We start from the raw sequence: 21,055 nt of genomic DNA on the forward strand, positions 1-21,055 counted from the left end.
GCGATGGTGGGCGGCGTCGACGCCACTGTCGTCCCGGTGCTGCTCGGGGCCCTCACCTGGCTGGTCGTGGGCCTGTGGACGGCGGGCCCGGGGTGGCGTCTCCAGGACGAACGGCTGCGCGCCGTGGGTGACGCCCCGATGGGACGCCTGGCCCTGACCTGGCTGGTCCTGCTCATCGGTGCCGCGGCACTGCTGGCGGGGCGTGCCCTTCCCGGGGTCGCCGGCCCCGTCGCGGTCGCCATGGCGGGGAGTCCGGCGATGCTCCTCGACGCGCGCACCCACCGCCTCCCCGATGCCTGCACCCGGGTCATGGCCGCCGGGGTCGCGCTCGGGGTCCTCTCCCGCTGCCTGGTCGACGAGGGCGGCCCCACCGCGCCGCTGGCGGGAGTGGCACTGGGGGCCGCGGTCTGGGTGGTGCCCCTGTGGCTCGGGTCGCTGGTGCGCGGCGGGGTCGGGCTCGGGGACGTGAAACTGGCCCCCGTCCTGGGGGCGATGCTGGGAACACTGTCCTGGGAGGCCGCGGCAGGGGGACTGGTGCTGGCCTTCCTGGGCGCCGGGGCGGGGGCACTCGTCGCGCTCGCCCGTGGGCGCGCCGGTCTGCGCTCGAGGATGGCCATGGGCCCCTGGATGATCGGTGCCGCGTTGGCCGCCGTGGTCGTCTGGGGCGTGGTCCCCGGGTGGCTGGGCGTGACCCCGGGACGCTGATCCGGAGTGGTTCCCGACTGAGACGTCGGGCCGTCGCGGGGCCCGCTGTGGGACACTGGGGCAATGCTGAGATGGCTGACGGCGGGCGAGTCGCACGGGCCCGCACTGCTCGCGACCCTGGACGGACTGCCCGCGGGCGTCGAGGTCACCACGGACACGGTGCGGGGGGCACTCGCCAGGCGCAGGCTCGGGCACGGGCGCGGAGCGCGCCAGAAGTTCGAACGTGACGAGGTGCGCCTCCTGGCGGGGGTGCGTCACGGCCTGACCACCGGAGCGCCCGTGGCGGTCGAGATCGCCAACTCCGAGTGGCCCAAGTGGGAGGTCGTCATGTCCGCCGACCCCGTGGACCCGGAGGCCCTGCTGGTGGACGCCGGCACCGGGGACGAGCGCGAGGTCGCCCGCAACCGGCCACTGACCCGCCCGCGGCCCGGCCACGCGGACCTCCCCGGAATGCTCTCCTACGACCTGCCCGAGGCACGTCCCGTGCTGGAGAGGGCCTCGGCCCGTGAGACCGCGGCCCGGGTGGCACTGGGTGCCCTCGCGGAGGCCTACCTCGCACAGGTCTCCGGCATCCGCCTGGTCAGCCATGTCGTCGCCGTGGGCGCGGAGTCGGCCGGTCACGGCCCACTCCCCACCCCCGAGGACACCGCGGCACTGGACGCCTCCCCGGTGCGCACGCTCGACGCCGACGCCGAGCGCCGCTTCGTCGGGGTCATCGACTCGGCCAAGGCCGCCGGTGACACCGTCGGAGGTGTCGTCGAGGTCGTGGCCTGGGGTGTCCCCGTGGGTCTGGGGACGCACGTCCAGGCCGACCGGCGCCTGGACACCCGTCTGGCGGGTGCGCTGATGTCCATCCAGTCCGTGAAGGGCGTCGAGATCGGGGACGGGTTCGCCCAGTCCGCCTCCTTCGGCTCCGCCGCCCATGACGAGATCCTCCCGGGCGCGGACGGCCACCTCACGCGGGCCTCCAACAGGGCCGGGGGGATCGAGGGCGGGACCTCCAACGGCCAACCGGTCGTGGTGCGGGCCGCGTTCAAACCGATCTCGACCGTCCCGCGCGCCCTGCGCACGGTGGACCTGGCGACAGGTGAGGAGACGCGTGCCCTGCACCAGCGGTCCGACACCAGCCAGGTGGTGCCCGGTGCCGTGATCGCGCAGGCGGAGGTCGCCCTCGTCCTCGCCGATGCCCTCGGTGACCACGCGGGGGGCAACTCCGTGGGGGAGGCACGGCGCAACCTGCGTGCCTACCTGGACCGGGTGGGGGAGCGGGCATGAGCGGACAGCACCTGTCCCTGCCCCTGGTGCTCGTGGGAATGCCGGGGTCCGGGAAGTCCCGCGTGGGTCGCGCACTGGCCGCCAGGCTCTGTGTGCCCCACGTCGACTCCGACGACCTCGTGGTCGAGGAGGCGGGCGTCCCGATCTCCCAGATCTTCTCCGAGCAGGGGGAGGGTGCCTTCCGCGAGATGGAGGCCCGCGCGGTGGAGCGCGCCCTGACCCGTCGGGCCGTGATCTCACTCGGCGGGGGAGCCGTGACGACCCCGCGCGTGCGGGAGCTGCTGCGGGGGTGCAGCGTCGTCCACCTCGACGTGGCCCACGAGGAACTCCTGCGTCGCACCGCGAAGAAGACCCACCGACCGCTGCTCCTGCCCGACCCCGACGTGGCGCTGCGCCGACTGCGCGAGGAGCGCGAGCACCTCTACCGTGGCGTCGCCACCGCCGACGTGCACTCCGACTCCCGCCCGGTCTCACGTGTCGTGGAGGACATCCTCCTCCTCATGGGGGGCGCGCCCGATGTCGTCCAGGTGCACGGCACCTCTCCCTACCCGGTGCTCATCGGCCACGGTCTCATGGCACAGGTGGCCGACGGCGTGCGCGCGGATGCCACGAAGGTGCTCCTGGTCCACCCGGCCTCCGTCTCCGCCCCCGCGGCCCGGCTCACGCAGGTCCTGGAGGGCCGGGGTGTGGAGGTCCACACGCTGGTCCACCCGGACGCGGAGGAGGGCAAGACCCTCGACGTGGCCGCCGCGGGATGGGACGCGGCGGGTGCTGCCCGCCTGGGCCGTACCGACACCGTCATCGGGCTGGGCGGGGGGGCCACCACGGACGTGGCGGGCTTCATCGCCGCGACGTGGTTGCGCGGGGTGGACGTCGTGCAGGCCCCCACCACGCTGCTCGGCATGGTCGACGCCGCCGTCGGTGGGAAGACCGGCATCAACACCCCCGCCGGCAAGAACCTCGTCGGGGCCTTCCACCCGCCGGTGCGCGTGGTCGAGGACCTCGACCTGCTGGGCACCCTGCCGGTCGAGGACCTGCGGGCCGGTCTCGGCGAGGTCGTCAAGTGCGGCCTCGTCGCGGACGCGGAGATCCTCGAACTGCTCTCGCGCGACCCGGGGGGCGCCCTGGACCCGGCCTCGCCCACCCTCCACGAGCTGGTCGTGCGCTCCGTCGATGTCAAGGCCGACGTCGTGGGCCAGGACCTCAAGGAGTCCGGCCTGCGCGAGGTGCTCAACTACGGCCACACCCTGGCCCACGCCATCGAGAAGTGCGAGGGCTACAGCTGGCGCCACGGGGACGCCGTGTCGGTGGGGTGCGTCTTCGCCGCCGAGCTCGCCCACGACCTGGGGTTGCTGGGGGAGGACGAGGTCGCCGCGCACAGGCTCGCCTTCTCCGCCCTCGGGCTGCCCACCCACTACGCGGGTGCTCCGCTGAAGGACCTGGTCGACGCCATGCTCTCGGACAAGAAGGTGCGCGGCGGCCACCTGCGCTTCGTGCTGCTGGAGGGACTCCAGAACCCCGTCGTGCGCCGGGTCGGACCCGAGCAGCTGCGGGCCCCCGCGGAGAGGATCGGCATCGATGTGCGCTGACTCCGCACCCCGGACCGCCCCGGGGGGATCCGGGGCCCCCGCCCTCGTCCTGCTCGGTGTGGCGGGTTCCGGCAAGTCCACCATCGGTCGCATCCTCGCGGACCGGCTCGGGGTCGCCCTCGTCGAGACGGATGACCTCATCGCCGCCGGGACGGGGTTGTCGGTGGGCGCCCTCGTCGTCTCCCGGGACCCGCGCCTGCCCGACCTGCAGCGGCGCGCCGCCCTGGACGCCCTCGCCCCCGGGGGCGTCGCGGCCGGGGGCGTGGTGACCCTGGGGGCCTCGCTGCCCACCGACCCGGAGGTCGCGGTCGCACTCGACGTCGCCCGTGAGGGCGGGGCGAGGATCGTGGAGCTGGTCGTCGACACCGCCGAGCTGGCGCGCCGCGAGGGCCTCAACGCGCCGCGTTCCGTGGCACTCGGCGCACCGCGCGCGATGCTCACCCGGATGATCCGCTCCCTGCGGGCCACCTACGTGCGGTTCGCCGACACCAGCATCGACACCGTGGGAGTGGCCCCCGCCACGGTCGCGGGGGAGATCCTCGCCGGGATGTAGACTGGCGGGCAGNCCCACCACGCTGCTCGGCATGGTCGACGCCGCCGTCGGTGGGAAGACCGGCATCAACACCCCCGCCGGCAAGAACCTCGTCGGGGCCTTCCACCCGCCGGTGCGCGTGGTCGAGGACCTCGACCTGCTGGGCACCCTGCCGGTCGAGGACCTGCGGGCCGGTCTCGGCGAGGTCGTCAAGTGCGGCCTCGTCGCGGACGCGGAGATCCTCGAACTGCTCTCGCGCGACCCGGGGGGCGCCCTGGACCCGGCCTCGCCCACCCTCCACGAGCTGGTCGTGCGCTCCGTCGATGTCAAGGCCGACGTCGTGGGCCAGGACCTCAAGGAGTCCGGCCTGCGCGAGGTGCTCAACTACGGCCACACCCTGGCCCACGCCATCGAGAAGTGCGAGGGCTACAGCTGGCGCCACGGGGACGCCGTGTCGGTGGGGTGCGTCTTCGCCGCCGAGCTCGCCCACGACCTGGGGTTGCTGGGGGAGGACGAGGTCGCCGCGCACAGGCTCGCCTTCTCCGCCCTCGGGCTGCCCACCCACTACGCGGGTGCTCCGCTGAAGGACCTGGTCGACGCCATGCTCTCGGACAAGAAGGTGCGCGGCGGCCACCTGCGCTTCGTGCTGCTGGAGGGACTCCAGAACCCCGTCGTGCGCCGGGTCGGACCCGAGCAGCTGCGGGCCCCCGCGGAGAGGATCGGCATCGATGTGCGCTGACTCCGCACCCCGGACCGCCCCGGGGGGATCCGGGGCCCCCGCCCTCGTCCTGCTCGGTGTGGCGGGTTCCGGCAAGTCCACCATCGGTCGCATCCTCGCGGACCGGCTCGGGGTCGCCCTCGTCGAGACGGATGACCTCATCGCCGCCGGGACGGGGTTGTCGGTGGGCGCCCTCGTCGTCTCCCGGGACCCGCGCCTGCCCGACCTGCAGCGGCGCGCCGCCCTGGACGCCCTCGCCCCCGGGGGCGTCGCGGCCGGGGGCGTGGTGACCCTGGGGGCCTCGCTGCCCACCGACCCGGAGGTCGCGGTCGCACTCGACGTCGCCCGTGAGGGCGGGGCGAGGATCGTGGAGCTGGTCGTCGACACCGCCGAGCTGGCGCGCCGCGAGGGCCTCAACGCGCCGCGTTCCGTGGCACTCGGCGCACCGCGCGCGATGCTCACCCGGATGATCCGCTCCCTGCGGGCCACCTACGTGCGGTTCGCCGACACCAGCATCGACACCGTGGGAGTGGCCCCCGCCACGGTCGCGGGGGAGATCCTCGCCGGGATGTAGACTGGCGGGNGGCAAGACCCTCGACGTGGCCGCCGCGGGATGGGACGCGGCGGGTGCTGCCCGCCTGGGCCGTACCGACACCGTCATCGGGCTGGGCGGGGGGGCCACCACGGACGTGGCGGGCTTCATCGCCGCGACGTGGTTGCGCGGGGTGGACGTCGTGCAGGCCCCCACCACGCTGCTCGGCATGGTCGACGCCGCCGTCGGTGGGAAGACCGGCATCAACACCCCCGCCGGCAAGAACCTCGTCGGGGCCTTCCACCCGCCGGTGCGCGTGGTCGAGGACCTCGACCTGCTGGGCACCCTGCCGGTCGAGGACCTGCGGGCCGGTCTCGGCGAGGTCGTCAAGTGCGGCCTCGTCGCGGACGCGGAGATCCTCGAACTGCTCTCGCGCGACCCGGGGGGCGCCCTGGACCCGGCCTCGCCCACCCTCCACGAGCTGGTCGTGCGCTCCGTCGATGTCAAGGCCGACGTCGTGGGCCAGGACCTCAAGGAGTCCGGCCTGCGCGAGGTGCTCAACTACGGCCACACCCTGGCCCACGCCATCGAGAAGTGCGAGGGCTACAGCTGGCGCCACGGGGACGCCGTGTCGGTGGGGTGCGTCTTCGCCGCCGAGCTCGCCCACGACCTGGGGTTGCTGGGGGAGGACGAGGTCGCCGCGCACAGGCTCGCCTTCTCCGCCCTCGGGCTGCCCACCCACTACGCGGGTGCTCCGCTGAAGGACCTGGTCGACGCCATGCTCTCGGACAAGAAGGTGCGCGGCGGCCACCTGCGCTTCGTGCTGCTGGAGGGACTCCAGAACCCCGTCGTGCGCCGGGTCGGACCCGAGCAGCTGCGGGCCCCCGCGGAGAGGATCGGCATCGATGTGCGCTGACTCCGCACCCCGGACCGCCCCGGGGGGATCCGGGGCCCCCGCCCTCGTCCTGCTCGGTGTGGCGGGTTCCGGCAAGTCCACCATCGGTCGCATCCTCGCGGACCGGCTCGGGGTCGCCCTCGTCGAGACGGATGACCTCATCGCCGCCGGGACGGGGTTGTCGGTGGGCGCCCTCGTCGTCTCCCGGGACCCGCGCCTGCCCGACCTGCAGCGGCGCGCCGCCCTGGACGCCCTCGCCCCCGGGGGCGTCGCGGCCGGGGGCGTGGTGACCCTGGGGGCCTCGCTGCCCACCGACCCGGAGGTCGCGGTCGCACTCGACGTCGCCCGTGAGGGCGGGGCGAGGATCGTGGAGCTGGTCGTCGACACCGCCGAGCTGGCGCGCCGCGAGGGCCTCAACGCGCCGCGTTCCGTGGCACTCGGCGCACCGCGCGCGATGCTCACCCGGATGATCCGCTCCCTGCGGGCCACCTACGTGCGGTTCGCCGACACCAGCATCGACACCGTGGGAGTGGCCCCCGCCACGGTCGCGGGGGAGATCCTCGCCGGGATGTAGACTGGCGGGCAGTCCACCACCGACGAGGAGAAGGCATACCTGTGGCCACCACCAATGACCTCAAGAACGGCATCGTGATGATCATCGACGGCCAGCTGTGGCAGGTCGTCGAGTTCCAGCACGTCAAGCCCGGCAAGGGGCCCGCATTCGTGCGCACGAAGATCAAGAACGTGCTGTCCGGCAAGCTCGTCGACCGCACCTTCAACGCGGGCATCAAGATCGAGACGGCCACCGTGGACCGTCGGGACATGACGTACCTGTACCAGGACGGCGAGGACTACGTCTTCATGGACAAGTCCACCTACGAGCAGATCAACGTCCCCGGCGAGGTCGTCGGCGACGCCCGCAACTTCATGGTCGAGAACCAGGACGTCATCGTCTCCCAGCACGACGGCCAGGTGCTCTTCATCGAGCTGCCGGCCACCGTGGTCCTCACCATCACCCACACCGAGCCCGGCCTCCAGGGCGACCGCTCCTCGGCGGGCACCAAGCCCGCCACGTTGGAGACCGGTTACGAGATCCAGGTGCCCCTGTTCCTCGAGGAGGGCACCCGCGTCAAGGTCGACACCCGCGACGGTTCCTACTCCGGGCGTGTGACCGACTGACCGTGTCCAAGCATCACTTCACCTCACGGACCAAGGCCCGCAAGCGCGCGGCCGACGTCGTCTTCGAGGCCGACCAGCGCGGCATGGGCCGCGACCCGCGGGTCCTCTCCGACCTGCTGCGCGAGCGCAAGGTCATCACGGCCGCGCTCACGCCGCTGCCGGAGTACTCCGTGCGCATCATCGAGGGAGTCGCGCACGACCTGCGCCGCATCGACGGCCTCATCACGGCACACGCGAAGGTCCCGGGTCTCGACCGCATCCCCGCCGTCGACCTGGCCGTCCTGCGCGTCGCGGTGTGGGAGATGCTCGAGAACTCCGAGGACGTGCCACCGCTGGTGGCCATCGACGAGGCGATCTCGATCGTCAAGTCGATCTCCACGGACGCCTCCCCCGGGTTCGTCAACGCCGTGCTCGACGCCGTGCGCCGCGAGCTCCAGGCCCCTGCGTGGCAGCGTGAGCGCGTGACCGTGGACGAGGTCCCGGAGGACCCACGCGAGGAGCCCGCACCCGTCGCGACGGTCGGGCGAACCGCAGGGGAGACCGGCGAGGAGCCCGGCGCCGACGAGGGCGTGGCCGCACCGACCGCCCTGGTCGCTGCCCCGTCCCCGGCCGATGCCGCCCCCGGGTCCCCCGAGGGCGGCATCGGCCGGGGACNCACGCGAGGAGCCCGCACCCGTCGCGACGGTCGGGCGAACCGCAGGGGAGACCGGCGAGGAGCCCGGCGCCGACGAGGGCGTGGCCGCACCGACCGCCCTGGTCGCTGCCCCGTCCCCGGCCGATGCCGCCCCCGGGTCCCCCGAGGGCGCGACCGGGTCCGGTGAGGTCTCGCCCACACCTGTGGACGACACCCCCGACACCGCTGGCGCGACGGACCACGACGACGCGGCGGTCCCCGACGGGGAGCCGGAGCCGGGCGAGGCGGACGCGCCCGCGACCCCCGCGGACGAGGAGAGGGCCACCCTGAGGTCCCTGCGCGACGGCCATCCCACCCTCGACGACCTCACCCAGGCCGACCTGGAAGAGCTCGACGAGCTGCTCGACGAGTACTGAGGACCACTGACCTGCACCGGCGTCACAGGTACCGATCGGTTCCCGGCTCCGTCGGGTCGCCCCTGCGGGGCACGCACCTCCCGGTGCGTGCCCCGCAGTGCATTCCCCGGAACATGTGGGATGAGGACGGGCGCGACCCGGGCAGGCAGTCCGGTCACGCCGGGCCGTCACGCCGTGCGGCGCCACCGGGCAGCCACGCTGACTGCCGGCCTTCCCCTGGCCAGCCACGCTGTCTGCCGACATTCCCCCGGCCAGCCACGCTGTCTGCCGACATTCCCCCGGCCAACTGCGCTGACCGCCGGCGTCCTTCCCCGGGCCCCCACCTGTCGCAGGGACCACCCATGTGAGGTCCGGCACCTCCTGTCCCGTCGGAGCGGGGCGCGAACACACCGATCCGGGCGGTCCGGGGTCGCCCTCGTCGATGGTGGTCCCGGAGAACGCAGCGCCCCCCTCGTGTACGCTCGGCCCCGGCAGCTGTCCTTTAAGGCCCGTCCGGTGAGGCGGGGAAGGAGGTCCACATGGACCAGTCATGGCCGGATCCGGACGAGCAGAGGGGAGCCGGGGGCAAGGAAGTCCTCGGACCCGACGACATCGCCCGGTCCCTCACCCGCATCGCCTTCGAGATCCTCGAGCGCAACAAGGGCGGGGAGGACCTGGTCATCGCCGGTATCCCCACCCGCGGCGCGACACTCGCCCGACGCCTGGTGGACCGCATCGAGGAGGTCGGGGGACCCCGCGCGGACCTCGCCATCGTCGACACGACGATGTTCCGTGACGACCTCGCCCACCACCCGCTGCGCACCCCCCACCCCACCGAGGTCCCCCCACGCGGGATCGACGGTCGAACGGTGGTGCTGGTGGACGACGTGCTCTACACGGGACGCACCATCAAGGCTGCCCTCGACGCGCTCTCCGGGATCGGACGCGCTTCGGCCGTGCAGTTGGCGGTCCTCGTGGACCGCGGGCACCGCGAACTCCCCATCCGCCCCGACTACGTGGGCAAGAACCTGCCGACCGCACGCCAGGAGACGGTGACGATCCTCCTGACCGAGACCGACGGGCGCGACGCCGTGGTGCTGGGGAGGAAAGCCTGAGATGTCACTCGACCACCTGATCTCCATCCGCGACCTCGACTACCGCGAGGCGCTCCAGATCCTCGACACCGCCGAGGCCATGGCCGCCACCCAGTCCCGGCGCGTCAAGAAGCTCCCCACCCTGCACGGGCGCACCGTGGTCAACCTCTTCTTCGAGGACTCCACCCGCACCCGTCTCTCCTTCGAGGCCGCCGCCAAACGGCTCTCGGCCGACGTCATCAGCTTCTCCGCCAAGGGCTCCAGCGTGTCCAAGGGGGAGTCGCTCAAGGACACCGCGCTCACTCTGCAGGCCATGGGCGCCGACGCGGTCGTCGTGCGGCACTCCTCCTCGGGGGCCGCGCACCGCCTGGCGCACGCCGGGTGGATCCACCTGCCCGTGCTCAACGCCGGCGACGGCACCCACCAGCACCCCACCCAGGCACTCCTGGACGCCATGACCCTGCGACGCCACCTGCGCCGCGGCACCGACGGGGGCGGGGCCGGTGCCGGTCTGCCGGGAGGTGAGCCCGTCGCCCCCGGCACGGACCTGGCAGGTGCCCACGTGGTCATCGTCGGGGACGTCCTGCACTCCCGGGTGGCGCGTTCCAACGTGGACCTGCTCACCCTGCTGGGTGCCCGTGTCACCCTGGTGGCGCCGCCCACCCTGCTGCCGGTGGGGGTGGAGACCTGGCCGTGCGAGGTCGACTACGACTTCGACCACGCCCTCGGGCAGGACATGGACGCGGTCATGATGCTGCGCGTCCAGCGCGAACGCATGAGTGCAGCCGGCGGGGGGTTCTTCCCCTCACCGGGCGAGTACCACGCGGCCTACGGCCTGGACGTCCAGCGCTTCCGGCGCCTGGGGGACCACACGGTGGTCATGCACCCCGGTCCCATGAACCGCGGCCTGGAGATCTGCGCGGAGGCCGCGGACTCTCCCCGCTCCGTCGTCGTCGAACAGGTGGCCAACGGCGTCTCCGTGCGCATGGCTGCCCTCTACCTGCTGCTCGCGCCGGAAGGATCCTCCCGTGACTGACCTGAATGCACCCACCACCTCTCGTGACCTCCTCATCCGCTCCGCCGACCTGGTGGGGGAGGGGCGCAGCGACGTCCTCGTGCGTGGGGGCGTCATCGTGGCCCTCGGTGCGGACGCCGTGGCCGACGCCCACGACGCGGAGGTCATCGACGCCGACGGTCTGGTCGCCCTGCCCGGCCTGGTCGACCCGCACACCCATCTGAGGGAACCGGGCCAGGAGGACGCCGAGACCGTGTACACGGGCACCCGCGCGGCGGCCGTGGGGGGCTACACCTGCGTGCACGCCATGGCCAACACGACGCCCGTGGCCGACACGGCCTCCGTCATCGACCAGGTCTGGGAACTCGGCCGCGAGGCCGGATGGGTGGAGGTGCGCCCCGTCGGCGCGGTCACCCAGGGCCTGCGCGGGGAGCACCTGGCGGCCATGGGGGCCATGGCCAACTCCCGTGCGCAGGTCCGCGTCTTCTCCGACGACGGACGCTGCGTCTCCGACCCGGTGCTCATGCGGCGTGCACTGGAGTACGTCAAGGCCTTCGACGGGGTCGTGGCCCAGCACTCCCAGGACCCGGAGCTCACCGACGGGGCCCAGATGAACGAGTCGCCGCTCTCCGGCGAGCTCGGCCTGGCCGGGTGGCCCGCGGTCGCCGAGGAGGCGGTCATCGCCCGCGACATCCTGCTCGCCAAGCACGTGGGGTCCCGCCTGCACGTCTGCCACCTCTCCACCGCGGGTTCCGTGGACCTGATCCGCTGGGGCAAGCGCATGGGCGTCCAGGTCACCGCCGAGGTGACGCCCCACCACCTGCTCCTCACCGAGGAGGAGGCCCGCTCCTACGACCCCGTCTACAAGGTGAACCCGCCCCTGCGGACAGCCGACGACGTCGAGGCCGTGCGCGAGGGACTGGCCGACGGCACCATCGACGTGGTCGGCACCGACCACGCCCCCCACCCCCTGGAGTCCAAGGACTGCGAGTGGCAGGCGGGCGCCTTCGGAATGACGGGCCTGGAGACCGCGCTGCCCATCGTCATCTCCACCATGGTCGAGACCGGGCGGATGACATGGGCGGACGTGGCACGCACGATGTCCACCGCGCCCGCGCGCATCGGCCGCGTGACCTCCCAGGGGCGCGGCCTGGAAGTGGGTTCACCTGCGAACATCGCCCTCCTCGATCCCTCCGTTCGACGGGTGGTCGACCCGCGGGCACAGTGGTCCCGGTCATCGAACACGCCCTACGCCGGCACGGAGCTGCCGGGTAGGGTCTGGCACACGATCCATCTCGGGGAACGCACCGTCGTCGAGGGCGTGCCCGTGCCGAAGGAGGAACGCTCGTGACTGAGGAACTGGCCCTGCTCGTGCTGGAGGACGGGTCCGTCTTCCGGGGTTCGGCATGGGGGGCACGAGGACGCACCCTGGGCGAGATCGTCTTCTCCACCGGGATGACCGGCTACCAGGAGACCCTCACCGATCCCTCCTACCACCGCCAGATCGTCGTCATGACGGCGCCCCACATCGGCAACACCGGTGTCAACGACGAGGACCCGGAGTCCGCCCGCATCTGGGTCGCGGGCTTCGTGGTCCGCGACCCCGCACGGAGGGCCTCGAACTGGCGTTCCCGCCGTGAGCTGGAGGACGAACTCATCGCGCAGGACGTGGTCGGCATCAGCGACGTCGACACCCGCGCCATCACCCGCCACATCCGCTCCCACGGGGCGATGCGTGCCGGGATCTTCTCGGGCGAGGCACTGCCCGCAGGTGCCGAGCACCTCAGCGACCAGGCCCGTGAGGCACTGGTCGCCATCGTCAACGACCAACCCCAGATGGTCGGGGCGGCCCTGGCGGGGGAGGTCACCACACCCGACGCGTACACCGTGGCCCCCGCAGGCGACTTCGAGGGCCAGGCACCACTGGCCCGGATCGTGGCAGTGGACCTCGGCATCAAGGCCCGCACCCCCGAGCAGCTCTCCGCCCGCGGCGTGGAGGTGGTGGTCGTGCCCGTGACCATCTCGCTGGCCCAGCTCCAGGAACTGCACCCCGACGGGGTGTTCTTCTCCAACGGTCCCGGGGACCCGGCGAGCGCCCAGCGCGAGACCGAGCTGCTGCGCGGGGTGCTGGACTCCGGGACTCCCTTCTTCGGGATCTGCTTCGGCCACCAGCTCTTCGGTCGGGCGCTGGGGTACGGCACCTACAAGCTCGACTTCGGGCACCGCGGCGTCAACCAACCCGTGCGCGACACCGAGACGGGTCGCGTGGAGATCACCGCCCACAACCACGGCTTCGCCGTGGACGCCCCGACCGGGCGGGCCTCGACCGCCCCCTTCGAGGAGGGGCGCTACGGTCGCGTCGAGGTCTCCCACATCGACCTCAACGACGGCGTGGTGGAGGGCCTGCGCGCCCTCGACATCCCCGCCTTCTCCGTCCAGTTCCACCCCGAGGCCGCCGCCGGACCCCATGACGGCGAGCACCTCTTCGACCGGTTCGTGGACATGGTCCGCGCCCACAAGGAGGCCCACTGATGCCCAGGCGCACCGACCTGAGGTCCGTCCTCGTCATCGGTTCCGGTCCGATCGTCATCGGTCAGGCCTGCGAGTTCGACTACTCGGGCACCCAGGCGTGCCGGGTGCTGCGCGAGGAGGGCCTGCGGGTCATCCTCATCAACTCCAACCCGGCCACCATCATGACCGACCCCGAGATGGCGGATGCCACCTACGTGGAGCCGATCACCCCCGACGTCGTGGCCTCCATCATCGAGAAGGAACGCCCCGACGCCCTCCTGCCGACGCTGGGCGGGCAGACGGCCCTCAACACGGCCATCGCCCTGGCGGAGCGCGGCGTGCTGGAGCGGTTCGGCGTGGAACTCATCGGCGCCTCCATCGACGCCATCCGCGCGGGCGAGGACCGCGAGGAGTTCAAGGAGATCGTCGAGGCCTGCGGGGCCGAGTGCGCCCGCTCCCACATCGCCCACACCCTGGAGGAGTGCCACGCCGCGGCCGAGGACCTCGGCTACCCGTTGGTGGTGCGTCCCTCCTTCACCATGGGCGGGCTGGGCTCCGGCATCGCCTACACGCCCGAGGAGCTCGACCGCATCGCCGGGGCGGGCCTCAGCGCCTCCATCACCACCGAGGTCCTCCTGGAGGAGTCGATCCTGGGGTGGAAGGAGTACGAGCTGGAGCTCATGCGCGACCGTGCCGACAACGTCGTGGTCGTGTGCTCCATCGAGAACGTCGACCCCGTGGGCGTCCACACCGGCGACTCCGTCACCGTCGCCCCCGCACTGACGCTCACCGACCGGGAACTCCAGCGTCTGCGCGACATCGGCATCGCCGTCATCCGCGCGGTGGGTGTCGACACGGGTGGGTGCAACATCCAGTTCGCCGTCCACCCGGGCACCGGGCGGATCATCGTGATCGAGATGAACCCCCGTGTCTCGCGCTCCTCCGCACTGGCCTCGAAGGCCACGGGCTTCCCGATCGCGAAGATCGCGGCGAGGCTGGCCACCGGGTACACGCTCGACGAGATCCCCAACGACATCACCGGATCCACCCCCGCCTCCTTCGAACCGACCCTCGACTACGTCGTGGTCAAGGTCCCGCGCTTCACCTTCGAGAAGTTCCCGGAGGCGGACCCCACGCTGACCACGTCGATGAAGGCCGTCGGCGAGGCCATGGCGATCGGGCGCAACTACACCGAGGCACTCCAGAAGGCCCTGCGCTCCATCGACAAGGTCGGGGTCCAGTTCCACTGGGACGGGCCGGTCCCCACGCCCGAGGAGACACGGGAACTGGTGGCAGCCGCCGCCACCCCCACCGAGGGGCGACTCGTCCAGGTCCAGCAGGCCATCCGTGGTGGCGCCACCCTGGAACAGCTCCACGCCTCCACGGCCATCGACCCCTGGTTCCTCGACCAGATGTTCCTGCTCCAGGAGGTGGCCGACCGTGTGGCCTCCGCACCGGCGCTGACACGGGACGTGTTGGTGGAGGCCAAGCGTCACGGCTTCTCCGACGTGCAGCTGGCGGACATCCGCGGCCTCTCGGAGACGACCGTGCGCGAGGTGCGCCGGGCCTTCGGTGTGCGCCCCGTCTACAAGACGGTGGACACCTGCGCCGCGGAGTTCCAGGCGCGCACCCCCTACCACTACTCCTCCTACGACCAGGAGAGCGAGGTGGCCCCGCGCGAGCGGGAGGCCGTCATCATCCTGGGAGCCGGCCCCAACCGCATCGGTCAGGGGATCGAGTTCGACTACTCCTGCGTGCACGCGGCCCTGGCACTGCGTGGCCACTACGAGACCGTGATGGTGAACTGCAACCCGGAGACCGTCTCCACCGACTACGACATCTCCGACCGCCTCTACTTCGAACCCCTCACCCTGGAGGACGTGCTGGAGGTCTACCGCGCCGAGTGCGCGGCGGGCCCCGTGGCCGGGATGCTCGTGCAGCTCGGTGGGCAGACACCCCTCTCCCTGGCTGCGGGTCTGGAGGCCGCCGGTGTCCCGATCCTGGGCACCAGCCCCGCCTCGATCGACCTGGCCGAGGACCGCGAGGAGTTCGGCCGCGTGCTGGCCGAGGCCGACCTGCCGGCCCCCGCCCACGGTGTCGCCCACACCACCGACCAGGTCGCGGCCGTCGCGGAGGAGGTCGGGTACCCGGTGCTGGTACGCCCCTCCTTCGTGCTGGGTGGGCGCGGCATGGAGATCGTCAACGACGCCGAGGGACTGGCCGACTACCTCGACCGTCCCGACATCGACGTCCTCTTCTCCCGGGGGCCCCTGCTCATCGACCGCTTCCTCGACGATGCGGTGGAGATCGACGTCGACGCCCTCTTCGACGGCCGTGAGCTGTTCATGGGCGCCGTCATGGAGCACATCGAGGAGGCGGGCGTCCACTCCGGTGACTCCGCCTGCGTGCTGCCCCCCATGACGCTGTCGGAGCGCGAGGTCGCCCGCATCACCGCCTCCACGGAGGCGATCGCGCGTGGGGTGGGGGTGCGCGGCCTCCTCAACATCCAGTTCGCCCTGATGTCGGACATCCTCTACGTCATCGAGGCCAATCCCCGGGCCTCGCGCACGGTGCCCTTCGCGTCCAAGGCCACCGGCGTGGCCCTGGCGCGGGCAGCAGCCCTCATCCAGGTGGGGGAGACCATCGAGTCCCTGCGCCGGCGCGGCATCCTGCCCGAGCTCGACGCGGGCGCGGCCCCCCTGGACCAGCCGATCGCCGTGAAGGAGGCGGTCCTGCCCTTCAAGCGCTTCCGTCGTCGCGACGGCTCCGTGGTGGACACGATCCTGGGACCCGAGATGCGCTCCACCGGTGAGGTGATGGGCATCGACCGTGACTTCCCCACGGCCTTCGCGAAGTCCCAGTCGGGTGCCTTCGCTGAGCTGCCCACGGAGGGCACCGTCTTCGTCTCCATCGCGGACTCCGACAAGCGGGCCATCGTCTTCCCGGTGGTGCGCCTCCAGGAGCTGGGCTTCCACATCATGGCGACCCAGGGCACGGCCTCCGTGCTGCGTCGCAACGGCATCGCCTCCCAGGTCGTGCGCAAGTCCTCCGAGGGACGCGGGCCGGACGGCGAACCCACGATCGTCGACCTCATCAACGACGGCCTCGTGGACATCGTCGTGAACACGCCCCAGCGCAGCTCCAACCGGCACGACGGCTACCAGATCCGCACCGCCGCCACCGCCAATGACCGCACCATCCTCACGACGCTCCAGGCGTTCAATGCCGCGGTGCAGGCCATCGAGGTCCGCCTGAGGGGCCCCTACCGTGTCCGCTCCCTGCAGGAGTGGGACGCCGTGCGCGCGGCCGGGGAGGACGCCCGGTGACCGCCGCGGTGCCGGCCGACCCGCACGAGGGCGCCCCCGCCGGGGTGCGCACCCCCTTCGGGGAGCGGCTGCGGGCCGCCATGGGGGAGCACGGCCCGGTGTGCGTGGGCATCGACCCCCACCCCGCCCTGCTGGAGGCCTGGGGGCTCGGCGCGGACCCCGAGGGCCTGCGCGCGTTCTCCCTGGGTGTGGTGGAGGCACTGGGTGGACGGGTCGCGGCCCTCAAGCCGCAGTCCGCGTTCTTCGAGCAGTTCGGCTCCCGGGGCGTGGCCGTCCTGGAGGAGGTCGTGGCCGCCTGTCGCGACACCGGGACCCTGTGCATCGTCGACGCGAAGCGCGGTGACATCGGGTCGACCATGGCGGGGTACGCGCGCGCCTACCTCGCCGACGGCTCCACGCTGGCCGGCGATGCCGTGACCCTGTCCCCCTACCTGGGTGTGGGGTCCCTGCGCCCGGCGCTGGACCTGGCGGCCGCCACGGGGAGGGGTGTGTTCGTCCTCGCGCTGACCTCGAACCCGGAGGGTGCATCGGTGCAGCATGCGCGGGGTTCGGACGGGATCCCCGTCGCCGCCCGCGTGGTGGGGGAGGTGGCGGCCCGCAACGCTGGGTGTGAGCTTGGTCACATGGGATCCTTCGGTGTCGTGGTCGGTGCGACGGTGGGCACCGCCGTACGGGACCTGGGTATCGACCTCGGTGCCCTCCGGGGCCCTCTCCTGGCCCCCGGCGTCGGTGCGCAGGGAGCGGGATCTGCGCAGGTCAGAGCTGTTTTTGGCGGCGCGGTCGACCATGTGCTGGCCTCGACCTCGCGGGGGGTCCTCGCCGCCGGACCCGGGGCGTCGGCCCTGAGGGCGGCCCACCGACGTGCGGTCGACGAGCTCGAAGAGGTCCTGACCGGCGCGGACAAGTGACGGAAGCCATGTCCCGAACGGTCCGGGGTGCCATGCTGGTGATGTCAGGACCCACCTCGTCCAAGGAGAGATGATCATGGCCCTTCCGGATCTGACCCCCGAACAGAGGGCGCAGGCCCTCGAGAAGGCCACCCAGGCACGGCGGCGTCGCGCCGAGGTCAAGGCCGCACTCAAGTCACGTGAGACCCCGCTCTCAGAGGTGCTCAAGCTGGCCGAGACCGATGAGGCCGTCGCGAAGATGAAGGTCGTCACACTGTTGGAGTCCCTGCCCAGGGTCGGTGCCAACACCGCAGCCGCCCTCATGGACGAGATCGGCATCGCGGCCTCGCGTCGCGTGCGTGGCCTCGGCCCCGTGCAGCGTGAGGAGCTCGTCCGTCGTTTCGGATGAGGGTGGCAGGATGGGGGGCATGCATCCCGCACGCCTCACTGTCCTCGCAGGTCCCACCGCAGTCGGGAAGGGGACGGTCGTGGCGGCCCTGCGCGCCCGGCACCCCGGGGTCGCGGTGTCCGTCTCGGCGACCACGCGCGCCCCGCGTCCCGGTGAGGTCGACGGTGTCCACTACCACTTCGTGACCGAGCGACGCTTCGACGAGATGGTCCGCGACGGCCAGATGCTCGAGTGGGCGCTGGTCCACGGTGCCCACCGCTACGGAACCCCCAGGGAGCCGGTCGAGCAGAGGCTCGCGCAGGGCGTCCCGGTGCTGCTCGAGATCGACCTCGACGGAGCCCGCCAGGTGCGTCGCTCCATGCCGGACGCGAACCTGGTCTTCCTCGCCCCGCCCTCGTGGACGGAACTCGAGCACCGCCTCGTCGGACGCGGCACCGAGGGTCCGGAGGAGAGGGAGCGGCGTCTGCGCACCGCCCGCACGGAACTGGCGGCCGAGGGTGAGTTCGACCACGTCATCGTCAACGACGACGTCGACCGGGCCGCCGCGGAGCTGGCCCGCCTCATGGGCCTGGAGTAGACTCGGGAGCCGCGGCGTGTGCGCCCATCGCGCGCGCCGTCCAGTTCCACCGAAGCGGAGGCCACATGTCCGGAATCGTCGCCCAGCCCGAGGGCATCACCTACCCGCCCATCGACGACCTGCTCAAGCACGTCGACTCGAAGTACGCACTGGTGATCTTCGCGGCCAAGCGCGCCCGGCAGATCAACGCCTACAACCTGCAGCTCGAGCAGAACATGGTCCAGTTCGTCGGCCCGGTCGTGGAGACCGAGCCCGACGAGAAGCCCCTGGCCATCGCGCTGCGGGAGATCGACGAGGGCCTGCTGACCCTCGAGGCCGACCAGAAGGCCTGAACCCGTGACGGCCACGGTCGTCGTCGGCGTCGGGGCGGGGATCGCCGCCTACAAGATGGCCCAGGTCGTGCGTGACCTCATGCGTGGTGGCCACGACGTCACCGTCGTGCCGACACCCGCTTCACTGTCCTTCGTGGGCGCCGCCACCTGGGAGGCCCTGAGCGGCCACCCGGCGCACAGCGGTGTCTTCGAGGCCGGAGGCGCCGACCACGTCGAGATCGCGCGCCGCGCGGAACTCGTCCTCGTCGCCCCTGCCACTGCCGACCTCCTGGCACGTCTGCGCCTGGGGATGGCCGACGACCTGCTCACCACGACCGTGCTCGCGGCGACCTGCCCGGTGGTCGTGGCCCCCGCCATGCACACCGCCATGTGGCAGGACCCGGCGACGCGTGAGAACGTCCGGGTCCTGCGTCAGCGCGGCATCACCGTCCTCGACCCCGCCGAAGGGGCCCTCAGCTCCGGCGACACCGGTGTCGGCAGGCTTCCCGATCCCGAGGTCCTCGTGCGTGCCGCCCTGGAGGCGCTGGGGGAGCGACGCTCGGCCGACGCACAGGACCACCCCCTCCACGGCGTGCGGATCCTGGTCACGGCCGGTGGGACACGCGAGGCCATCGACCCGGTCCGTTTCCTCGGCAACCGCTCCTCGGGCAGACAGGGGTGCGCCGTCGCGGCGGCTGCACTCGCCCTGGGGGCCGAGGTCACCCTGGTGCTGGCCAATGTCGACCCGGGGCTGGTCCCCGAGGGGGTGCGGGTCGTCCACGCCCCGTCCGCGGCTTCCATGGAGGAGGCCGTCACCTCCCGACTGGGCGGGACCGATGTCCTCGTCATGGCGGCCGCGGTGGCGGACTTCCGACCGCGGGAGACCCGCGAGGAGAAGATCAAGAAGGATCCCTCCACGGACGACGCGCCGGTGATCACCCTGGAGCGTACGACGGACATCCTCGCGGAGTCCGCGCACTCACCCCATCGTCCACGCGTCGTCGTCGGCTTCGCCGCCGAGACGGGGAGCGTGGAGGACGTCCTGGCCCGCGGCCGCGAGAAGGCAGAGCGCAAGGGCGCGGACCTCCTCGCCGTCAATGCGGTCGGGGCGGGGCTCGGGTTCGGTGACGTCGACAACACGCTCCACCTCCTGGACGCCCACGGCGAGGAGGTCGCGACGATCACGGGGTCCAAGGAGAGCGTCGCACGGGACCTCGTCGACCAGGTGCGCGTGTTGCTGGGTACGATGTCCCGGTGACTTCCACCCTGCGCCTCTTCACCTCCGAGTCCGTCACGGAGGGCCATCCCGACAAGATCTGTGACCGGATCTCCGACTCCATCCTCGACGCCATGCTCGAGCAGGACCCCGACGCACGCGTCGCCGTGGAGACCATGGTCACCACCGGGCTCGTCCACGTGGCCGGTGAGGTCACCACGGAGCACGCCTACGTCGAGATCCCCCAGATCGTGCGCGACGAGATCCGCCGGATCGGCTACACCTCCTCGCGCATCGGTTTCGACGGTGCCTCCTGCGGTGTGTCCGTCTCGATCGGACAGCAGAGCCCGGACATCGCCCAGGGCGTGGACAAGTCCCTGGAGGTGCGCAGCGACGGGATGGGCCTGGACGAGCGTGACCAGCAGGGCGCGGGCGACCAGGGACTCATGTTCGGCTACGCCTGCGACGAGACCCCCGACCTCATGCCTGCCCCGATCTGGCTGGCGCACCGCCTCGCCAAGAGGCTCGCCGACGTGCGCCACCGGGGCATCGTGGAGGGGCTGCGCCCCGACGGCAAGACGCAGGTCACCCTCGGCTACGAGGGGGACCGGCCCGTCTCCCTGGAGACCGTGGTCGTCTCCTCCCAGCACGACGACGAACTGACGCTCTCCCAGCTGGACTCCGCGGTGCGCACCCACGTCATCGCGCCCGTGCTGGAGGAGGCAGGACTCGACCTGGCGACCTCGGACACCGAGGTCCTCGTCAACCCCTCGGGACGCTTCGTCATCGGGGGTCCGGCCGGGGACGCAGGACTGACCGGACGCAAGATCATCGTCGACACCTACGGGGGCATGGCACGCCACGGCGGCGGTGCCTTCTCCGGCAAGGACCCCTCGAAGGTGGACCGCTCTGCCGCCTACGCCATGCGCTGGGTCGCCAAGCACGTCGTCGCGGCAGGCCTCGCCACGCGCTGCGAGGTGCAGGTGGCCTACGCGATCGGTCGGGCACACCCGGTGGGTCTCTACGTCGACACCTTCGGGACCGGGGTCGTGGACGACGCCCGTATCGCCGACGCGGTCAGGGAGGTCTTCGACCTGCGCCCCCTGGGCATGATCCAGGACCTGGACCTGTTGCGGCCCATCTACCGCAGCACCGCCGCCTACGGGCACTTCGGCCGCAGGGGCTTCACCTGGGAGGAGACACCCCGCACCGAACAGCTGCGGGAGGCACTGGGCGCCTGAGGGCGCCGTCCCCG

At 72.2% G+C, this 21,055-nt stretch carries 21 protein-coding genes and 1 pseudogene; all 22 read left to right on the forward strand.

Going from position 1 to position 21,055, the window contains the following annotated elements; all coding sequences use genetic code 11:
• The first annotated feature begins 3 nt into the window (after positions 1 to 3).
• Positions 4 to 705, forward strand: coding sequence for a prepilin peptidase (locus BQ9890_RS03555; RefSeq protein ID WP_075889406.1), 702 nt, complete (start codon positions 4 to 6; stop codon positions 703 to 705).
• Positions 706 to 768: 63 nt separating this feature from the next.
• Entirely contained in the window at positions 769 to 1,980 is a 1,212-nt protein-coding gene (aroC, locus tag BQ9890_RS03560) for a chorismate synthase (RefSeq protein ID WP_075889408.1), read from the forward strand.
• A complete protein-coding gene (aroB, locus tag BQ9890_RS03565; protein ID WP_075889410.1) occupies positions 1,977 to 3,569 on the forward strand; it encodes a 3-dehydroquinate synthase in 1,593 nt (530 codons plus the stop codon). Before aroC ends, aroB begins: the two co-directional genes overlap by 4 nt.
• Positions 3,559 to 4,122 (forward strand): shikimate kinase, encoded by a 564-nt coding sequence (locus BQ9890_RS03570; protein ID WP_075889412.1) that lies wholly within the window; start codon positions 3,559 to 3,561, stop codon positions 4,120 to 4,122. Before aroB ends, BQ9890_RS03570 begins: the two co-directional genes overlap by 11 nt.
• A 31-nt stretch (positions 4,123 to 4,153) precedes the next feature.
• On the forward strand, positions 4,154 to 4,840 hold the full coding sequence (locus BQ9890_RS03575; RefSeq protein ID WP_075889414.1) for a 3-dehydroquinate synthase family protein: 687 nt from the start codon (positions 4,154 to 4,156) through the stop codon (positions 4,838 to 4,840).
• Entirely contained in the window at positions 4,830 to 5,393 is a 564-nt protein-coding gene (locus BQ9890_RS03580) for a shikimate kinase (protein WP_075889412.1), read from the forward strand. Before BQ9890_RS03575 ends, BQ9890_RS03580 begins: the two co-directional genes overlap by 11 nt.
• 25 nt (positions 5,394 to 5,418) lie before the next feature.
• Positions 5,419 to 6,267 (forward strand): 3-dehydroquinate synthase family protein, encoded by an 849-nt coding sequence (locus BQ9890_RS03585; protein WP_075889416.1) that lies wholly within the window; start codon positions 5,419 to 5,421, stop codon positions 6,265 to 6,267.
• Positions 6,257 to 6,820 (forward strand): shikimate kinase, encoded by a 564-nt coding sequence (locus BQ9890_RS03590; protein ID WP_075889412.1) that lies wholly within the window; start codon positions 6,257 to 6,259, stop codon positions 6,818 to 6,820. The genes BQ9890_RS03585 and BQ9890_RS03590 overlap by 11 nt, the downstream gene beginning before the upstream one ends.
• A 41-nt stretch (positions 6,821 to 6,861) precedes the next feature.
• Positions 6,862 to 7,425, forward strand: a complete 564-nt coding sequence (gene efp / locus BQ9890_RS03595; protein WP_075889418.1) for an elongation factor P — start codon at positions 6,862 to 6,864, stop codon at positions 7,423 to 7,425.
• Positions 7,426 to 7,427: 2 nt separating this feature from the next.
• A pseudogene (gene nusB, locus BQ9890_RS16690) lies at positions 7,428 to 7,880 on the forward strand (transcription antitermination factor NusB); the annotation flags it as partial.
• Between the two features lie 382 nt (positions 7,881 to 8,262).
• A complete protein-coding gene (locus BQ9890_RS03605; RefSeq protein ID WP_143226225.1) occupies positions 8,263 to 8,475 on the forward strand; it encodes a hypothetical protein in 213 nt (70 codons plus the stop codon).
• A 518-nt stretch (positions 8,476 to 8,993) separates the two neighbouring features.
• Complete coding sequence (gene pyrR, locus BQ9890_RS03610; RefSeq protein WP_075889422.1) at positions 8,994 to 9,569, forward strand: bifunctional pyr operon transcriptional regulator/uracil phosphoribosyltransferase PyrR; 576 nt, start codon at positions 8,994 to 8,996, stop codon at positions 9,567 to 9,569.
• Between the two features lies 1 nt (position 9,570).
• Positions 9,571 to 10,584: an aspartate carbamoyltransferase catalytic subunit gene (locus tag BQ9890_RS03615; protein WP_075889424.1), complete on the forward strand. Its 1,014-nt coding sequence runs from the start codon at positions 9,571 to 9,573 to the stop codon at positions 10,582 to 10,584.
• 1 nt (position 10,585) lies between these two features.
• Positions 10,586 to 11,914 (forward strand): dihydroorotase, encoded by a 1,329-nt coding sequence (locus tag BQ9890_RS03620; RefSeq protein WP_075892665.1) that lies wholly within the window; start codon positions 10,586 to 10,588, stop codon positions 11,912 to 11,914.
• Positions 11,911 to 13,095, forward strand: a complete 1,185-nt coding sequence (gene carA / locus BQ9890_RS03625) for a glutamine-hydrolyzing carbamoyl-phosphate synthase small subunit (RefSeq protein WP_075889425.1) — start codon at positions 11,911 to 11,913, stop codon at positions 13,093 to 13,095. The genes BQ9890_RS03620 and carA overlap by 4 nt, the downstream gene beginning before the upstream one ends.
• Positions 13,095 to 16,400, forward strand: a complete 3,306-nt coding sequence (gene carB, locus BQ9890_RS03630) for a carbamoyl-phosphate synthase large subunit (RefSeq protein WP_075889427.1) — start codon at positions 13,095 to 13,097, stop codon at positions 16,398 to 16,400. Before carA ends, carB begins: the two co-directional genes overlap by 1 nt.
• A complete protein-coding gene (gene pyrF, locus BQ9890_RS03635; protein WP_078062212.1) occupies positions 16,397 to 17,308 on the forward strand; it encodes an orotidine-5'-phosphate decarboxylase in 912 nt (303 codons plus the stop codon). Before carB ends, pyrF begins: the two co-directional genes overlap by 4 nt.
• 76 nt (positions 17,309 to 17,384) lie before the next feature.
• The gene (mihF, locus tag BQ9890_RS03640; protein ID WP_075892669.1) at positions 17,385 to 17,696 is read left to right on the forward strand and encodes an integration host factor, actinobacterial type; all 312 of its coding nucleotides are present in this window, start codon (positions 17,385 to 17,387) and stop codon (positions 17,694 to 17,696) included.
• Positions 17,697 to 17,715: 19 nt separating this feature from the next.
• Positions 17,716 to 18,273 carry a guanylate kinase gene (gene gmk / locus BQ9890_RS03645; RefSeq protein WP_075892671.1) on the forward strand — a complete coding sequence of 186 codons (558 nt, stop codon included), beginning with the start codon at positions 17,716 to 17,718 and terminating at the stop codon, positions 18,271 to 18,273.
• A gap of 65 nt (positions 18,274 to 18,338) precedes the next feature.
• The gene (gene rpoZ, locus BQ9890_RS03650; protein WP_075889429.1) at positions 18,339 to 18,605 is read left to right on the forward strand and encodes a DNA-directed RNA polymerase subunit omega; all 267 of its coding nucleotides are present in this window, start codon (positions 18,339 to 18,341) and stop codon (positions 18,603 to 18,605) included.
• A 4-nt stretch (positions 18,606 to 18,609) separates the two neighbouring features.
• Positions 18,610 to 19,842: a bifunctional phosphopantothenoylcysteine decarboxylase/phosphopantothenate--cysteine ligase CoaBC gene (gene coaBC, locus BQ9890_RS03655; RefSeq protein WP_075889431.1), complete on the forward strand. Its 1,233-nt coding sequence runs from the start codon at positions 18,610 to 18,612 to the stop codon at positions 19,840 to 19,842.
• On the forward strand, positions 19,839 to 21,041 hold the full coding sequence (gene metK / locus BQ9890_RS03660; RefSeq protein ID WP_075889433.1) for a methionine adenosyltransferase: 1,203 nt from the start codon (positions 19,839 to 19,841) through the stop codon (positions 21,039 to 21,041). The genes coaBC and metK overlap by 4 nt, the downstream gene beginning before the upstream one ends.
• Positions 21,042 to 21,055 lie beyond the last annotated feature (14 nt).

The sequence above is a fragment of the Actinomyces provencensis genome, assembly GCF_900155435.1.
In the GTDB taxonomy this organism is placed as follows: Bacteria; Actinomycetota; Actinomycetes; order Actinomycetales; family Actinomycetaceae; genus Pauljensenia; species Pauljensenia provencensis.

What these genes read in the sequence shown, in the direction of transcription:
- BQ9890_RS03555 (WP_075889406.1), top strand. Translation starts at nt 4, where the DNA reads ATGGTGGGCGGCGTCGACGCCACTGTCGTCCCGGTGCTGCTCGGGGCC.
- aroC (WP_075889408.1), top strand. Translation starts at nt 769, where the DNA reads ATGCTGAGATGGCTGACGGCGGGCGAGTCGCACGGGCCCGCACTGCTC.
- aroB (WP_075889410.1), top strand. Translation starts at nt 1,977, where the DNA reads ATGAGCGGACAGCACCTGTCCCTGCCCCTGGTGCTCGTGGGAATGCCG.
- BQ9890_RS03570 (WP_075889412.1), top strand. Translation starts at nt 3,559, where the DNA reads ATGTGCGCTGACTCCGCACCCCGGACCGCCCCGGGGGGATCCGGGGCC.
- BQ9890_RS03575 (WP_075889414.1), top strand. Translation starts at nt 4,154, where the DNA reads ATGGTCGACGCCGCCGTCGGTGGGAAGACCGGCATCAACACCCCCGCC.
- BQ9890_RS03580 (WP_075889412.1), top strand. Translation starts at nt 4,830, where the DNA reads ATGTGCGCTGACTCCGCACCCCGGACCGCCCCGGGGGGATCCGGGGCC.
- BQ9890_RS03590 (WP_075889412.1), top strand. Translation starts at nt 6,257, where the DNA reads ATGTGCGCTGACTCCGCACCCCGGACCGCCCCGGGGGGATCCGGGGCC.
- pyrR (WP_075889422.1), top strand. Translation starts at nt 8,994, where the DNA reads ATGGACCAGTCATGGCCGGATCCGGACGAGCAGAGGGGAGCCGGGGGC.
- BQ9890_RS03615 (WP_075889424.1), top strand. Translation starts at nt 9,571, where the DNA reads ATGTCACTCGACCACCTGATCTCCATCCGCGACCTCGACTACCGCGAG.
- carB (WP_075889427.1), top strand. Translation starts at nt 13,095, where the DNA reads ATGCCCAGGCGCACCGACCTGAGGTCCGTCCTCGTCATCGGTTCCGGT.
- mihF (WP_075892669.1), top strand. Translation starts at nt 17,385, where the DNA reads ATGGCCCTTCCGGATCTGACCCCCGAACAGAGGGCGCAGGCCCTCGAG.
- gmk (WP_075892671.1), top strand. Translation starts at nt 17,716, where the DNA reads ATGCATCCCGCACGCCTCACTGTCCTCGCAGGTCCCACCGCAGTCGGG.
- rpoZ (WP_075889429.1), top strand. Translation starts at nt 18,339, where the DNA reads ATGTCCGGAATCGTCGCCCAGCCCGAGGGCATCACCTACCCGCCCATC.